Origin of the sequence: Prochlorococcus sp. MIT 0916 (assembly GCF_047305155.1) — a bacterium.
Taxonomy (GTDB): domain Bacteria; phylum Cyanobacteriota; class Cyanobacteriia; order PCC-6307; family Cyanobiaceae; genus Prochlorococcus_B.
In genome coordinates this window covers 79,520-96,898 of sequence record NZ_CP138980.1, presented here as the reverse complement: position 1 = coordinate 96,898, position 17,379 = coordinate 79,520, and the positions used below count along the sequence as shown (strand labels likewise).

General features: G+C 36.9%; 11 protein-coding genes and 1 pseudogene. 4 read left to right on the top strand and 8 right to left on the bottom strand.

The annotated features are described in order from the left end of the window. The first annotated feature begins 13 nt into the window (after nt 1–13). Complete coding sequence (locus SIB53_RS00460) at nt 14–1,339, top strand: sodium-dependent transporter (protein ID WP_413678288.1); 1,326 nt, start codon at nt 14–16, stop codon at nt 1,337–1,339. Here the strand turns inward: SIB53_RS00460 and cysS are convergent. From cysS to SIB53_RS00445, 3 genes are read right to left on the bottom strand one after another with little or no spacing between them, the layout of a single operon-like run. After that, nucleotides 1,336–2,838: a cysteine--tRNA ligase gene (cysS, locus tag SIB53_RS00455; RefSeq protein ID WP_413678287.1), complete on the bottom strand. Its 1,503-nt coding sequence runs from the start codon at nt 2,836–2,838 to the stop codon at nt 1,336–1,338. The two genes, SIB53_RS00460 and cysS, sit on opposite strands and share 4 nt — an antisense overlap. 43 nt (nt 2,839–2,881) lie before the next feature. Beyond that, complete coding sequence (polA, locus tag SIB53_RS00450; protein WP_413678286.1) at nt 2,882–5,842, bottom strand: DNA polymerase I; 2,961 nt, start codon at nt 5,840–5,842, stop codon at nt 2,882–2,884. A gap of 26 nt (nt 5,843–5,868) precedes the next feature. Further along, nucleotides 5,869–6,942 carry an efflux RND transporter periplasmic adaptor subunit gene (locus tag SIB53_RS00445; RefSeq protein ID WP_413678285.1) on the bottom strand — a complete coding sequence of 358 codons (1,074 nt, stop codon included), beginning with the start codon at nt 6,940–6,942 and terminating at the stop codon, nt 5,869–5,871. Nucleotides 6,943–7,108: 166 nt separating this feature from the next. Here SIB53_RS00445 and ychF point away from each other — a divergent pair, with 166 nt between their 5' ends. Beyond that, nucleotides 7,109–8,200, top strand: coding sequence for a redox-regulated ATPase YchF (gene ychF / locus SIB53_RS00440; protein ID WP_413678284.1), 1,092 nt, complete (start codon nt 7,109–7,111; stop codon nt 8,198–8,200). Between the two features lie 579 nt (nt 8,201–8,779). Here the strand turns inward: ychF and SIB53_RS00435 are convergent. The 5 genes and pseudogenes from SIB53_RS00435 to SIB53_RS00415 all read right to left on the bottom strand — a co-directional run bounded on the left by SIB53_RS00435 (nt 8,780) and on the right by SIB53_RS00415 (nt 11,789). Then, complete coding sequence (locus tag SIB53_RS00435; protein ID WP_413678283.1) at nt 8,780–9,046, bottom strand: hypothetical protein; 267 nt, start codon at nt 9,044–9,046, stop codon at nt 8,780–8,782. Between the two features lie 503 nt (nt 9,047–9,549). Next, nucleotides 9,550–9,687, bottom strand: a complete 138-nt coding sequence (locus SIB53_RS00430) for a hypothetical protein (RefSeq protein WP_413678282.1) — start codon at nt 9,685–9,687, stop codon at nt 9,550–9,552. Between the two features lie 309 nt (nt 9,688–9,996). Further along, nucleotides 9,997–10,065, bottom strand: a pseudogene (locus SIB53_RS00425) (hypothetical protein); the annotation flags it as partial. Between the two features lie 73 nt (nt 10,066–10,138). Continuing rightward, entirely contained in the window at nt 10,139–10,237 is a 99-nt protein-coding gene (locus tag SIB53_RS00420) for a DUF4214 domain-containing protein (RefSeq protein ID WP_413679161.1), read from the bottom strand. Between the two features lie 1,063 nt (nt 10,238–11,300). Continuing rightward, nucleotides 11,301–11,789: a hypothetical protein gene (locus tag SIB53_RS00415; protein WP_413678281.1), complete on the bottom strand. Its 489-nt coding sequence runs from the start codon at nt 11,787–11,789 to the stop codon at nt 11,301–11,303. Nucleotides 11,790–11,838: 49 nt separating this feature from the next. Here SIB53_RS00415 and SIB53_RS00410 point away from each other — a divergent pair, with 49 nt between their 5' ends. Both SIB53_RS00410 and SIB53_RS00405 read left to right on the top strand, forming a co-directional pair. After that, complete coding sequence (locus SIB53_RS00410) at nt 11,839–15,780, top strand: DUF4214 domain-containing protein (RefSeq protein WP_413678280.1); 3,942 nt, start codon at nt 11,839–11,841, stop codon at nt 15,778–15,780. A gap of 160 nt (nt 15,781–15,940) precedes the next feature. Beyond that, on the top strand, nt 15,941–17,374 hold the full coding sequence (locus SIB53_RS00405) for a circularly permuted type 2 ATP-grasp protein (protein WP_413679160.1): 1,434 nt from the start codon (nt 15,941–15,943) through the stop codon (nt 17,372–17,374). Nucleotides 17,375–17,379 lie beyond the last annotated feature (5 nt).

The window sequence follows — 17,379 nt, the reverse complement described above, 5'->3', positions numbered from 1 at the left end:
ATAGAGATTTATTATGCAAGAAAGGGAACAATGGAGATCAGGACTGGGATTCGCACTTGCCGCGGCTGGTAGTGCGGTAGGTCTTGGTAATCTTTGGGGCTTTGCTTATAGGTCATCCCAAGGCGGTGGACTTGCGTTTCTTATCCTTTATGTATTGATAGTTTTAGTTGTTTGCCTACCTGTCTTAGTTGCAGAGATGGTCTTGGGAAGAAGTACTGCAAGTAGTCCTTTTATTGCGCCAATCAAAGCTGCTGGAGAGAATTGGAAGCCTTTAGGTTGGTTGTTTGCAATAGCTTCTTGTGGAATTCTTTCATATTACGCGGTGATAATGGGGTGGACAATTGATACTTTCTTCCATTCCTTATTCATTGGCCTACCCTCAAACATGACTGAGGCGGGAGAATTTTTCGGTAAAATTAGTAGTGGTAACAGTGTATTTGTAGGCCAAATTATCAGCTTATTATTAACTGCTTTAGTTGTTGTTGCAGGTGTTCGCGGAGGCATAGAAAAACTAACAAAATGGGCTATGCCATTTTTATTTGGACTCCTATTGTTGTTAGCTATATGGGCTGCAACTTTATCTGGGGCATGGGATGGATATACATCGTTTTTACTTAAATGGGATTCATCTCAACTTTTTGATAAAAACACAATAAGTAATGCATTCAAGCAGGCTTTCTTTTCTTTAAGTTTGGGTATTGGAATTATGGTTGCCTATTCTTCATATCTCAATCGTAAAAATCACCTTCCTAAAGAAGCTTTGAGAGTCGCAACTTTGGATACTGCTGTAGGTTTACTTGCCGGGCTGATTACATTCCCAGTTGTGATGAGTTTTGGTTTAAAAGATGTTGTAAGTGAATCAACCGTTGGGACTTTATTTATTGCTCTGCCCACTGGATTTGCAAATCTTGGATTGCTTGGGAGATTGATTGCTGCCGTTTTCTTTGGATTGGCTTTTATAGCTGCTATTACTTCTTCTGTTTCATTAATGGAAGTACCAGTATCTTCTTTTATGGACAGACTTAATTGGAGTAGAAAGAAGGCTGTCTGGACTTCAACCTTATTGATTTTCTTAATTGGAATACCTTCTGCTATCTCTACAGACTTTCTAGGAAAGTCCGATGCTATTTGTAATACACTATTGATATTAGGTGGTCTTCTGATTTCAATTCTTTTGGGCTGGATTGTTCCAAATCGTTATGATGAGGATCTCTCAAATTCTAATTCTAATTTAAGAGTTAGAAGGTATCTAAAGTTTATGCTTCGCTGGGTGTCTCCACCAGTTATTGCTATTGGACTTTATTTAACAGTGTTATCTACAATAGAAACATTTGCTTAGTCTGAAAGTAGTTTCCATTCCGTTAAACCTTTAGGCTTGTCGATTAATTCAATCCCAATATTTCTCAAATCAGTTCTTATTTTATCTGCGATTAAAAAGTCTTTATTAGCTTTTGCTAAGGATCTCTTTTTGATAAGTTCTTCAATTTTATTAGTGTCAATTTCTAGTTTGTTTTTAGTAGATTCTTGCTTTAAATTTACTTTTAACCCTAGAACTCCTGCTAACTCAGAAAGTAGTTGCCATTTATTAAAAACTTGATTTAATTCATCTTTTTCAACTTCATTAATATCTTTTCCTTTTAAGAAATTTATGTACTTCCTAATTGGTTGAGAGAGTTCAAAAAGAATAGATAAAGCACCAGATGTATTTAGATCATCATCCATATATTTTTCAAAGTCTGATAATAATTTAAATGAGTTTTCATCAAGCTCTCTATTGATAGATTTTTTTATAGCTTTATCTAGCTTAATTCCATTTATATCTTGAGCTTTTATGTTATAAATATGACCAAAAGAAAGGCACTTATTTAATCTTTCCCATCCTTTTGAAGCAGCTTTTAGTGCTTTTTCAGTGAAATCTAGGGGCTTTCGATAGTTAGTTTGTAAGACAAAAAATCTCAAAGTCATAGGTGAAATACCTTCCTCTAATAACGCTCTAATAGTTGTAAAATTACCTAGTGATTTACTCATCTTTTCACCACCAACATTAACCATTCCATTGTGAAGCCAGTATTTTGCTAACTCTTTTCCATTGCAGGCTTCTGATTGAGCTATTTCATTCTCATGGTGAGGAAATATCAGGTCTGATCCACCAAGGTGAATATCAATACTTTCTCCTAACTCTTGTTTAACCATTGCTGAGCATTCTATATGCCAACCTGGTCTGCCATTCCCCCAAGGAGAGGAGTAACTTATCTCGCCTGATTTTGACTTTTTCCAAAGGGCAAAATCAAGGGAATTCTTTTTACTTTCTTCTTGATTGATTTTCAAACGTCCTGCTGCATTATCTATCTGATTCTCAATTTCTCTACCGCTAAGTTTCCCATAATTTTTATGTTTATCTACTGAAAAATAAACATCACCATTTGATGAGTAAGCTACTTTCTTTTGTTCTAATTCTTCTATGAAATTAATAATTTGATGCAGGCATTTTGTTGCTCTTGGCATACTACTTGGTCTAAGAATGGAAAGCGTATCCATATCTTTATGAAATTCATCAATATTTCTTTCACTTAATTCATCAGTAGAACATCCTTCTCTCTTTGCTCGATTAATAATTTTGTCGTCAATATCAGTGAAGTTTTGCACAAATTTAACTTCAAATCCTTTCCAAATTAAAAACCTTCTTAATACATCCCAATTTAGATAACTTCTTGCATGACCAAGATGACAAAGGTCATAAACAGTTACACCGCAACAATATATTTTAACTTGATTAGGATTTATAGTAATAAAATCCTCTTTCTTCTTGGATAAGGTGTTTGTGAATTTTAAGGACAATTTCTTAGATGAAAATTTGAGCAATTATTGAATTTGTCAGCAACTATTTTGCCTCCATCCAATTTACTCCAACGCCAGTTTCAACGATAAGAGGGACGCTAAGTTTAACAGCATTTTCCATAGTGTTTTGGACAAGTCGTTTTGTTTCTTCCAAATCTTTGGGATCAACTTCTAGTACAAGTTCATCATGCACTTGAAGTAGAATTTTCGCTGATAGTCCAGTCTTTCTTAAAGAGGAATGCAATTGAATCATTGCAAGCTTAATTATGTCTGCACTTGAGCCTTGAATAGGCGCGTTTGCCGCGGCCCTTAATTGTTGTGCTTCCATACCTGCTCTTCTGGCGGTAGTTAAATCAATTTCATTTGGTGGCGTTCCCAGAAGTCTTCCAAGCCCATTTTTATTGAAATGAAAATATCTTCTTCTCCCGAACAATGTTTCAACAAACCCTTGGCTTAGGGCAAGTCTTTCTTGAGATTCTAAAAATTTAAAAACGGCTGGATAACGTTCTTTGAATTTACTTAAAAAATATTTTGCTTCCATTAATGAAACACCAGTTGATCTAGCAAACCTTTGAGCCCCCATACCATAAATAACCCCAAAATTAATTGTTTTTCCTATTCTTCTTTCATCGGCGTCAATGGCATCTTTTTCAAATAAAATTTTTGCTGTTAAAGAGTGGACATCTTCATTTTTTAAATAAGCATTTTTTAGTACTTCTTCACCTGAAAGATGCGTGAGTATACGAAGTTCAATTTGTGAATAGTCTGCGCTTAGAAGTTTCCAATCATTTTGCGGAAGAAAAGCTTTTCTTATTCGTCTACTAAATTCAGTCCTGACAGGGATATTTTGGAGATTTGGATTGCTGCTACTTAATCTTCCAGTCGCGGTCACGGCTTGATTAAAATCTGTATGTACTCTTCCAGTTTCTTTTTCAATAAGCTGAGGCAAAGCATCTACATAAGTATTAAGCAACTTACTGATAGTGCGATGTTCAATGATCATTTTTACTATTGGATGGTCTGATTCCAGTTTTTCCAATACACCAGCATCTGTACTCCATCCGGTTTTTGTTTTTCTTGATTTTTTCCTATCTAAATCAAGTTTCTCAAAAAGCAATTCACCTAATTGTTTAGGTGATGAAAGGTTAAACTCACTTCCTGCAATCTTATAAACTTCCTCCTCGATAGTATTTAATGTTTTTGTAAACTCTAAAGATAAATCTTTTAGATAAGGAGTATCAATAATGATACCGGTCGATTCAATTTCCGCTAATACTTGCTCAAGTGGTTGTTCAACTTCTTTGAGTAATTTTATTAATTTTGTACTTTTATCTTTTAATCTATTAATATAGATAACTGCTAATTTTCTTGTTAAATAAACGTCCATTCCGCAATACATACTTGCAGCCTTAATGTCCACATAAGAGAAGTCTTCTCCTTTTTTTACAATATCAGAAAAACTTTTGGGCTTAAATCCAAATTCTCTAAAAGCAATTTCATCTAGACTATGTTTAAGAGTTGCATCACATATATAATCTGCAAGTAAAGTATCAATCACAACGCCATTTAATATAATCCCATGTCTTAGTAAAATCAGTCTGTCGTATTTTGCATTCTGTAGGGTTTTAGGATTTTCATTGCTAGAGAACCAATCCTTAAGTGCATAGATAACTTCTTCAATCTTTAATTGATTTATATGATTCGTTTCTATTAAATCCTCTTCTTTATTGCGATGCCCTATTGGTATATAAACTATATCTTTCAATGATTCACCAAAACAAAATCCTAATCCAACAAGTTCAGCCTTAAAAGGATTTAAACTAGTTGTTTCTGTATCAATGGCTATTGGTTTATTTGCATCTTTATATTTCATTATTTGTGCAACAAAATTATTAAGCTCTTCCAAATTTTCTATTATCTTAGGTTCTATCTTAGGAATTTCTTTTGTTTGATTAAGGCTAGCTATTTCATTATTCTCACTCTTATTATTAACGACCTTACTTTCTTTTGATGAGAGATTGTTATCTTGTACTGATAAGCCTTCTTTAGAAAATAGAGCTTTAAAAGTTGAAACTTGTTTTAATAAACTATGTAACTCAAGCTTTTCAAGGTTTTCAGTTAGTTTTGATTCGTTAATGCCTTCTAAGTTATGTTCTACTTTTGGACTTATAGGAATTTTAATTAATATTTCTGCAAGTTTTTTTGAGAGATATGCATTATCTTTGTCTGCTTTTAGTCTTAATCTCACTGCTCCTTTTATAGCGCCTCGTTTAGCTTTTTCGCCTTCTTTCTCCAGTTCTTGGAGTGATTTATATACTCCATCAAGATCATTGTTTTCGTTTAAAAGATTTATGGCTGTTTTCGGACCAACTCCTTTGACGCCAGGAATATTATCTGAGCTATCACCAGTTAAGGCTTTCAGATCTATGACTTTTTTTGGATTGACTCCAAGTTTCTCCTTCACTCCCTCTTCCTTAATCAGTCTAGGATTTCCGCTTTTTGCATAAGGACCTCCACCCATGTACAAGACTGCGATATCTCTTTTGTCATCCACTAATTGAAATAAGTCTCTATCTCCAGAAAGGATTCTTACACTCCATCCTTTATCAGCGGCATCATTAGCGAGTGTCCCTAAGACATCATCAGCCTCATATCCTGGGGCTTTGCAGATTGAAAGATTCAGACTTTCTTTGAGAATCTCTTCTAGCTGATCTAAATCTTGAAAGAATATGTCTGGTGCTACATCTCGATTGGCTTTGTAGTTTGGATCTTCCTGGTGGCGAAATGTTGGCTCAGCAGTATCAAAAGCTATTGTGATTCCCTTAGGCTCGATAGATTTGCAATTATCTAAAAGGCTTTTTAGAAAACCATAGGTGACACTTGTAGGAAATCCGTCTTTTGTGGTAAGACCTCCTTCACCTCCTTTGCTAAAAGCATAAAAACTTCTAAAAGCTAAAGAATGACCATCAACCAATAATAAAGTTGGCTTTTTTATTTCTTTCATAAAACATCCATGATGGGATTAATTTATTAATTTTTCCTTTTTTTAGCCCAAGGAGGAAGATCAATAAAAACTTTCTCTCCTGGTTCTAATCCAGATATTATTGCAGTCTTACTACCACTACTTGTACCCAATTCAACTTTTTTAAATGTTGGTTGATTGTTACTTCCAACTACAAGTACGCCAGCTTTTCCTTCTTCCGTGACAATTGCAACAGTTGGAATAAGCGTATTGTTTTTGGTTGCTCCCGTTTGAAAGTTGATATCAGAAGTCATACCCAGACGTAAATCTTCAGGCTTATTACTTAATAACAACGTTACTTCAAATGAAGTGACGTTGTTATTCTTGATGGCGCTTGGAGAGATTTTGGAAACAACTGCTTTAAAACGCTTATCAGGAAAAGCATCGACTCTAATTGTGGCTTCTTGTCCTGTTTTTATTCTTCCAATATCACTCTCAGGAACTTTCGCAACTATTTCAAGGCCCTGAGAAAGTTTTACTATTGATGAACTTGTTGCCCCCCCCTCTCTTGATGAAGATGCTGACGTTGTAGGAGTCACGAATGCCCCAGGGACAGCGTATCTGCTTGTTATTACTCCTTGAAATGGTGCTCTTATGTTTGTTTCGTTTTCTTCGACTTTTATTTGTTTGAATTTCGCTTCGCTTCTTAAAAATCTATTTTTATATTCTTCATACTCTTCTGTACTTATGGCACCTTCATTAAAGAGCATCTTCCTTCTTAGGTAGCTTGCTTTTTGAGTCTCAAAATTAGCTTTTAATTCGTCAATTCTAAATTCCAAGTCTCCAAAATCCATTTTTGCAATTAAATCTCCTTTCTTTACTTGATCTCCTTCTTCCACGAAAATTTCATCAAGTATTCCTTGTCTTTTTGGGCTCACATTAACGCTTTTATTTGCTTTTAATTCACCACTTGCTGTTATCAAACCTGGCAAGCTGCCGCTTTCAGTTGCAACTGTATATTCAGTTATGTCTTTATTAGATCCATTCCTTGGTAAAAGCTTAAAACTTATCCCCCCAACACTTATAACCGAAAGTGCTATGAGGCTTACAATTTTTTTCTTTTTTAAATTTTTCCAAATCATTTTGTGAAAATCAAGTTCTCAAAAGTGTTAGAAGCTTGGACGATGTAAAGAAAAAGCTTAAAAACTTTCCTTTGGAGATTTATAGCTATATTTTCGCTGTTAAAGGGCACTATTGGGTTTAATTTAGTCAAATTAATCAGCTGGTGTCTTTCAAAGACCCATTTAAATGCTTAAGGCCGGAATTGTTGGACTTCCAAATGTTGGAAAGTCCACTTTGTTTAACGCTCTTGTCGCGAATGCTCAAGCTCAAGCAGCAAACTTTCCTTTTTGTACGATTGAACCCAATGTAGGCTCTGTCTCAGTACCGGATCAACGTTTGAATTTGCTTGGTGAACTTAGTAATAGTAAGCAAATCATTCCAACTCGAATGGAGTTTGTTGATATTGCTGGTCTTGTTAAGGGAGCAAGTAAAGGTGAGGGGCTGGGCAACAAATTCTTAGCAAATATAAGGGAGGTCGATGCAATAGTTCATGTGATTAGGTGTTTTAGCGATGATGATGTTATTCATGTTTCTGGATCAGTAGACCCATCAAGAGATATTGAGATAATAAATTTAGAATTAGCATTGTCTGATTTAAATCAGATCGAAAAACGTAGAACTAGATTAAAAAAACAAATAAGTACTAATAAGGAAGCAAAGTTAGAAGATGAGGTATTGGGAAAATTGTGCGAAGCCCTAGAAAATGAAAATCCAGTTAGAAGTGTTTCATTAACTGATGAAGAGAAAAAATTAATTAAACCATTAGGCTTATTAACGAATAAACCAATTATTTACGCAACTAATCTTGGGGAAGATGAACTCGCGAAGGGTAATTCTTTTTCAGAAGAAGTAAATATATTGGCAACGAACGAAGGTTCTGAATGTGTGAAGATTTCAGCTCAAGTTGAAGCAGAGTTAATTGAATTAGGTGAGGAGGAAATAGAGGATTATTTGAGCGGATTAGGAGTAGAGGAAGGAGGTCTAGTTAGCCTTATTAAAGCTTCATACAGGTTGTTGGGGTTAAGCACTTATTTTACTACTGGAGAAAAAGAAACTAAAGCCTGGACTATTACTGATGGGATGACAGCTCCTCAAGCCGCTGGGGTAATTCATACGGATTTTGAAAAGGGATTTATTCGAGCTCAAACAATTTCATATAAAAAACTACTTGAAGCAGGATCTTTAGCGGAAGCTAGAAATAAAGGTTGGCTAAGAAGTGAAGGGAAAGAATACATAGTAAATGAAGGAGACGTGATGGAGTTTTTATTCAACGTATAGCAGTTCAGTCATACCAAGGATTCTCAGCGTTCTCAATAGGCTCCTATTCTAACTTTGTTCTAACTTTTTAGGGTTTATGTCTAACCCTGTTTTTTGGCTGCAACCAACTGGTATGACTGGACGTGATGGAGTTTTATTCAACGGATAGCGGACTAGATAAGTACAATAGATTTCAGTATTTTGGTAGGTATTAGTCTAACTTCTCAAGTTGAAAAGTTAATTTCTTAGATATTAAGGTCTAAAGAGAGCATACTTATGATTGATTAAAAACTTTGTTAATAATCTTTCCCTTATCTACAAACTTACAAAAATATCCTATTACTCTTGCGCTAAATCGACCAAAGGGGTTTGATAGAGAAAAACATTTATCAAGGTAATTAACTTTTTCAATTCTTTGCTTTAGGAAATTAATTTCACCACGTGTAATTAGAATCATTTCGACAATTTCATGCAACTGATTATAGACAGGGCATTTATTTTTATATCTCAAATAATATTCTAATTCATGCAATTTTTTAGTACTATAATATTGCGTTTTGCTATGAAATAGTATCAGTTCTTCTGAGGATAAAAACATAGCTAGCTCGGATGAAATTTTTTATATAACTGATTTTCTGAAAGTTCTATTCCAAAACATGCAACGTTATCAAACTGACCATTTGAATGCATATCTGACATAAAATCTTTAATTTCTGATTCATCAATATGCATTCCGGCTTTATAACAGTATTCTGTTAATACCCTCATTGCTCCTTCATGATCAAATAAGAATTGTTCACAGATTTCTGACAAAACTTCACTATTTAAACCTTTTATCATTTCCGTGAATTGAATAATATTACTCATCAGAATAAATTGAAGATTTAATATTATTAATAATCGATTAAGAAAAAATTTGCAAAGCAATTATCACTATCTAATGTAATCAGATGACGGCTATTGACGAAACATAAGCCACATTTTTATGTTGTATATGTTATCGGCTTTACTGTTTAGTTTATCTCTTCATGATTGATATTCAAGAGTGTGAGGCGGCTTACCCACTTCTCTCTGGAGGTGCTATTACTATATGTCTAAAGTCATTAGTTTCTGTTGCTATCTCTGGATACTGGCAATGAAAAGCAATTAAGTATCTAAAGTTGATAAGTATCGAGAATTGTCTTGTTGACTCATGGGTAAATACAAAATTATTAAAGTGCTATAATTTTAAACGGTGAGATTGGCTTATAATAGATTGGTATGACTTGTTTTATGGCCTTTTGAAGGCATAAAAAAGCTGCAAGTTACTTGCAGCTTTTTTAAACTATTTTGATTTATTTTAATTTTCTCAAATTAAAATAGTTTAATTTTCAACCAAATAAAGCTGAAGCTATACCAGCAACAGCTATCACTAATCCACCCCATTTAATTACAGGCTGATCTTTGTCGTATGTATTTGAAACAAGAATTGCAGCCAGAAGGATTTCTACAAGGTTTTCATTGATCATAGGTCGAAGCTAGATTTGTAGTTGCTGATACATTTTCTAGCTGATCTTTGCTAGATGAGCAACAAATATTAAGTACTTTACTGGCCAATGTTTACTAAGACTGTAGAAGACTGAAGAAACGAGCGTACATATTTCAAATACTCGGATTGTTTTTCTGGCTTGGTATTTTTCTTGACTTGAATGGTCTAATTATTTGTCTTAAATTCTGAGAATTAAACTGGTTTTGGACATAGGGTTAGACTGACTGTCCTTTCTTAAATCTATTGACATACTAATTGTATAACGAGAAACTTCTAAGATCCTTTTAAATTAACTCAATCCTGTAATTTCACCAAAGAGCTCTTTATTCTCGTCTGACTCAGCAAAACCTAGAAGTAAATCATATCTAGTCTTGTTCCCTGAATTTAAGTTCCCAACCGATAGTTATAGCCACTTTGATCGTAATCTCTTCCTAGTAGTTGATATCAATAATCTCGACGTATTTTGAGTTAGTGAAGTTCACTCCATAGCGTTCTTTAAACTCAACAGAAGAAAGGAATGATTGGGCGATAGTTCTTGAGTCATTTTCTTAAGAATTATATTTCTCAATCCAATATTTTAATGCATATACATCAGGTAGACTCTTAAAGGTAGCGTTATAAAGATGAAACATTTTTCCCGAGCCTGTGTCTAGACCATTGACTTGTTCATAAGTACCTTTAATACCAACTAGGGTTCTTATCTCTCGAAATGAACTTGTTGCGGCTTCATCTGCAAAAGTTAATAGTGGAAGCCCAGTAATATTGTCTTAACCGTAATTGTTTTTAATTTGATAGGTTTCATTATTTTTGTGATACAACTTATAGTCACAAAATTATCGCTATAAGTTTTTATTACGTCTACCTTTGATTCTTCTATTGTTTGATTCGAGAACTTAATTGATTCAATGTTTTTAAGAGTATCTTTCCATCATTAGTACTTGTTCATTGATCGGCCACTTTTAAGAAATTGACTCCTCTTGTAAAGGAATAATCAGAAAATTTACCTGAATACCCGGATGTATCAGAGCCAAGACCTCCATAAAGTAGTCATTCTATGGACTAATCACTATGTTGCGATTATTTATTGATAATTTTAGGTTGTTACCCATGTATGAATGATTTTTGCATTGATAAAAGATTTCTATTGGTGTCTCATTTTATAAAGTGATTTCGGTAAAAGAGCCTTTCGATCCTGCGTAACCAACCTCATTAATATTTGCAAGATAAGAAACTGTTGTATTTGAGTCACTAAAAACTGAATTTGGTGGTTGGAATTGCTGCTGCCAGATTGATCAAACCTGTAAACTGAGTCCTTGCTAATAGTAAAAGAGGGTGTTTTAATTCCGTATTTAGCTTCTAAATGAGATATCTATGATGGGTAAACTGAGTAGAATTTGGTTAATGGAAATTAATAAATCTAGTTAGACAAATAATTTTTTCTTATCGGATAAGTCCATTTGATCATTTGTTAATTGATTCATATGTGCACTCTTATAAATATTAAAAAATTAATTTTTTAATATTAGTATAACTAACTTGTGTAGTCATTCTATATCTGCTAGTTTTTTTTGTTCAATTTCAAATAAAAAGTAATCAAATAATGTCAGACAATCCAGCACCAGCGCCAGCGCCAGCGCCAGCACCAGCGCCAGCACCAGCGCCAGCGCCAGCACCAGCGCCAGCGCCAGCACCTGCTCCTTCTCCTGAGCCCTCACCAGGTCGCCCAGCACCAGCACCAGCGCCAGCGCCAGCACCAGCGCCAGCACCAGCGCCAGCGCCAGCACCTGCTCCTTCTCCTGAGCCCTCACCAGGTCGCCCAGCACCAGCACCAGCACCTGCTCCTTCTCCTGAGCCCTCACCAGGTCGCCCAGCACCAGCACCAGCACCTGCTCCTTCTCCTGAGCCCTCACCAGGTCGCCCAGCGCCAGCAGAAGAGCCAGGTTTTGTACCAAAAGCCCCCGAGCCTGTCGTAGATGAAGAAGTTCTAAATGATATTGGCCAAGTAGGACCTGGATATAACCCTGCTGCTGGGACTTTTGAACCGATTAATGATAATCCTTCTGTTGGCGCAGTTGATACCACTCCTCCAGTAGGAGCGTCTTCACCAGATGCCGCAGCGGCAGCAGCAGGAATGAGTGTCGCTGATTGGGCGTTAACAGATGAAGGTATGGCTCATGCGGAAGCAGAAGAAGCTGCAGCCCTCGATCGAATGGCAGCATCGAACGGCGGAGTTATCCCTCCAAATACTCCAGCCCCGCCAGCTCCAGAGTCAGAGCTAGATGACGTACCTGAAACTACTCCTGGAACTCAAGCAAGCCAAGATCAAATTGATGGATGGGATAGAGGTGCTGACGGGTCTTTAATGCCTCCAGAGAATTGGGCTGTTGATGGTGAAAATGGATATGTTTACGCTCCTCCCACTCCTCCGGCAGGAGCGTCTTCGCCTGATGCCGCAGCGGCAGCAGCAGGTATGAGTGTTGCTGATTGGGCGTTAACAGAGGAAGGTATGGCTCATGCAGAAGCAGAAGAGGCTGCAGCCCTCGATCGAATGGCAGCATCGAACGGCGGAGTTGTCCCTCCAAATACTCCAGCTCCTCCAGCCCCAGAGCCAGAACTAATTGATGGGATTAGGCCAGATAGCTTTAAAGAAGAGGATATTGCAAGATTAGATTCCTCTTCTGTAAGTGCTCTCGATAAAGATCAATTCGCCGCATTTGATCCAACGGCTGTTGCAGGCTTTGGGAAAGATCATGTTGCAGCATTTGCCCCAACGGCTGTTGCAGGCTTCGGAAAAGATCATGTTGCAGCATTTGATCCAACGGCTGTTGCAGGCTTCGGAAAAGATCATGTTGCAGCATTTGATCCAACAGCAGTAGCCGGATTTGATGATAAACACATTGCAGCGTTTGATACACAAGCGATAGCAGGATTTAAAGCTGACCATGTTGCTGCACTTGATACAACTGCAATAACAGGTTTAGACAAGGATCAATTTGCAGCGTTTGATCCAACGGCGATGGCAGGATTTAAGGCCGATCATTTCGCTGCTTTAGATCACAGCTACATGACTGCATTAGACAAAGATCATGTTGCAGCATTTGATCCAACAGCAGTAGCCGGATTTGATGATAAACACATTGCAGCATTTGATACACAAGCGATAGCAGGATTTAAAGCTGACCATGTTGCTGCACTTGATACAACTGCAATAACAGGTTTAGACAAGGATCAATTTGCAGCGTTTGATCCAACGGCGATGGCAGGATTTAAGGCCGATCATTTCGCTGCTTTAGATCACAGCTACATGACTGCATTAGACAAAGATCATGTTGCAGCATTTGATCCAACAGCAGTAGCCGGATTTGATGATAAACACATTGCAGCATTTGATACACAAGCGATAGCAGGATTTAAAGCTGACCATGTTGCTGCACTTGATACAACTGCAATAACAGGTTTAGACAAGGATCAATTTGCAGCGTTTGATCCAACGGCGATGGCAGGATTTAAGGCCGATCATTTCGCTGCTTTAGATCACAGCTACATGACTGCATTAGACAAAGATCATGTTGCAGCATTTGATCCAACAGCAGTAGCCGGATTTGATGATAAACACATTGCAGCATTTGATACACAAGCGATAGCAGGATTTAAAGCTGACCATGTTGCTGCACTTGATACAACTGCAATAACAGGTTTAGACAAGGATCAATTTGCAGCGTTTGATCCAACGGCGATGGCAGGATTTAAGGCCGATCATTTCGCTGCTTTAGATCACAGCTACATGACTGCATTAGACAAAGATCATGTTGCAGCATTTGATCCAACAGCAGTAGCCGGATTTGATGATAAACACATTGCAGCATTTGCTCCTACAGCAGTAGCAGGTTTTGATCACACGCATGTTGCAGCATTTGCTCCTACAGCAGTAGCAGGTTTTGATCACACGCATGTTGCAGCATTTGCTCCTACAGCAGTAGCAGGTTTTGATCACACGCATGTTGCAGCATTTGCTCCTACAGCAGTAGCAGGTTTTGATCACACGCATGTTGCAGCATTTGCTCCTACAGCAGTAGCAGGTTTTGATCACACGCATGTTGCAGCATTTGCTCCTACAGCAGTAGCAGGTTTTGATAAAGATCATGTTGCTGCATTTGAAGAAACAGCAATGGAGGGCTTTATGCCTACGCATGTTGCTGCATTTGATCCAGAGGCCATGGCCGGCTTCAAGGGAACTCAATTAAAAGAATTAGATCCCGAATCATTTGCGGCTTTAACTCAAGACCAAGCAGCAAAGATGGCTCCTGACGCAGCAGCAGCCTTTAAAAATTGGGTTCTTCCTAAAGACGACATCATTCGTTGGGAAGGAGGTTTAAGAGGACCTGATGGTGCCTGGATGACAGCAGATTCTTTCTTTGAAAAGAGAACAACAGGAGATAAGCCCGATGAAATAACTGTTTGGACTCCACCAGAAGCAGATGCAATTGCAAAGACAGGTGGGTTTACTAAAGCAGATGGAACATTTGTTGAAGAAGACGACTACTTCAAAGATCCAACATCTGCTGGATGGACTGTCCCTCCAGACGAATTGATAAAAAAAGATGGTGGTTTTAGAAACCCAAACGGAAAGTGGGTTACAGCAAAGGAATTTTTGAATAACAATGGAACGGTTCCTGAAACGGATGAAATTAAAAAGAACGGTGGATATTTTGATGCAGATAAAAAATGGATTTCATCGATATCACATTTTGGAGAAGGAAGCGCTGATGCACAAACAGTTGCTTGGACACCACCAGCTGAAACGGATATTAAAAACGATGGAGGGTTTTGGGATCCCTTTGGCCAATGGGTGAAATCGGAAACATTTGAGACGGAAGGATGGAAAGCGCCGGAAACTTCAATTAAGCCTGCAATTCCAGAAGGCATTTCAGTGGAAGAAATTAAGTCGTTAGGGGGCTATCAGTCTGCAGATGGTACTTGGGTTACAGATGCAAGCTATTTTGATTCGTCGCTAGATAATGAAGCTAATAAAACGGCGGGTTACTGGGGAGCAACTAAGGATCCAATTAAAGAATCTACTAGTAATCCCTTTGGGTTGCAGGAACTTGAAGGAGAAGTACTTGATCCAACTGAGCTTATTCTCGATAAAAAACCGATCAACGAAGTCGCCTATCCATGGAAGGATATTAAAGACTTAAAGGATTCTACGTCTACTGAAAGTAGTGATTCTGAAAGTCATTGGGCTTCCTTGGTTAAGAGTAAAGATGATGGTGATGACAGATTGGAGGGTGGAGAGTCTTCTGATAAGATTTTTGGAGGGTTGGGATCAGACTTTATTGATGGAGGGGAGGGAGAAGATGTCGCTTTTTATGCTGGTAACTTTGCCGATTATGAGTTTGATAGAACAAAAGATACAGTCTCGATTAAAGATCAAAGAGAAGGACTCAATGATGGAAATGATACCTTAAAGAATGTTGAATATATTCAATTTGCCGATCAAAAGGTAGACGTATCAAAATTAGATGTCGTTAAGACATATACGGGTGATAGTAAAGATTATAAATTTTATAAAAGGGATGATGGGACTATCGAAGTTAAAACTGAAGATGGATTTGATGATATTACTGGTGTTCCAAAATTAGAGTTTGATGATAAATCTTTTAGTGGAATTAGTGATATTAAAGAGACGTTTGATCAGGTGAAATCCAAAAATGATTCTACTGGGCAAATGTTTAGGGTATATAACGCTGCTTTTGCAAGATTCCCTGATTCAGATGGACTCGAATATTGGATTGATAAAAACCAATCTGGAGAGAACAGTAACCGCCAAGTCGCAGATTCATTTTTAGCTTCTGATGAATTCAAATCCACGTATGGTGATGATGTTGATACTGGTACATATGTAAATACATTATATAAAAATATCCTTGGTAGAGAAGCAGATCAAGATGGTTATGATTACTGGGTTGAACAGTTAGACAGTGGGCAAGAAAATAGAGGGGAACTGTTGTTAGGTTTTGCAGAATCGGTAGAGAATCAAGCGCTATTCTCTGAAGTGACTGGACTGTTTTGAAGGTGACTAATATTCATTATGATTTAAAGATTGAATTCAAATAGTACATAATCATTAATTCAATCTTTAGGAGTAAATTGACTTTGTTTGGCTTTTGTATTTTTAGCTACCTGACTAATTTGTGAGTTGATTCATATTCTATATGTTTTTCGAGGTTGATATGTTTAAAGATTATCAACCTAAAAAGGGATATGATGAATATTTTTCTTCAGATGAATTTTTGCCGAGATCATCTCTAGAGCCTTTGCTTTCCTCTCTAGGAGAGATGGGCTTGGATCAGTTGAACATAAGTCATGAAATTGCAAGGAAACTTCTTCTTCGCCATGGTGCAACTTTCCGTCTCAATGATTCCGGTAACAAAGGCTCTGAAAGGATTCTCCCTTTTGACCCTCTTCCAAGAGTAATTGGTTCTTCGGAATGGTTAGATTTAGAAAGGGGACTAATACAGAGACTGGAAGCAATAGATTTATTTTTAGCTGATGTCTATGGAAAACAACAAATAATTAATGATGGGATTATTCCTAGAGATTTTATTGAAAGCTCTGATGGTTGGAGACCTCAAATGAAGGGCTTTGTTCTTCCTCTGGGGAAATGGTGCCATGTATCTGGTCTTGATCTGATTAGAGATGGAAAAGGGGAGTGGTTTGTTTTAGAGGACAATCTTCGATGTCCTTCAGGAGTTGCTTATTTCTTAGAAAATAGATTAGTCATGAAAAGGATTTTTCCCAGTCTTTTTAATGGAAGAGTTGTTAGACCTATTGATGATTATCCTTCGTATTTATTGAAATCACTACAGGAATTAGCTGTTTGGACTGATAGTCCAAAAGTTGTTCTATTGACTCCTGGCGTTTTTAATAGTGCATATTTTGAGCACAGCTATTTAGCTCAACAAATGGGCGTTCAATTAGTTGAGGGAAGTGACTTGGTTTGTCAAAATCAAAATGTTTATTTGAAAACCACTTCTGGTATAAAAAAAGTTGATGTAATTTATCGTCGAATAGATGATGATTTCTTAGATCCTAATTTTTTTAGAAAAGATTCGATGCTTGGAGTTCCAGGGCTTATTGATGTAATGAAAAAAGGTCGGGTAGCTATTGCAAATGCCCCTGGGACAGGGTTAGCAGATGATAAATTAATTTATACTTTTGTGCCTGAAATAATCAGATATTACTTAAAAGAGGAACCACTAATTAATAATGTTAAAACATATGTTTGTGCAAGATCAAATGATCTGAATTTTGTATTAGAAAACCTTTCTAAATTGGTTGTAAAAAGTGTATCCGAGGCTGGAGGGTATGGAATGTTAATTGGTCCGCACTCTTCTCAAATAGATATTGATAAATTTTCAGCAAAAATAAAGGCCAATCCTAGAAATTATATTGCTCAACCAACACTAGATTTATCTACTGTTCCATCACTTAGCAACGGTGAGGTTTATCCTTGCCATGTTGATTTAAGACCCTATGTTCTTAGAGGAAAGAATACATGGGTAAGTCCTGGAGGGTTAACAAGAGTAGCCTTAAAACGTGACTCTTTGATTGTTAATTCTTCTCAGGGTGGCGGGTGTAAGGATACTTGGGTTGTTAGCCAATAATAAAA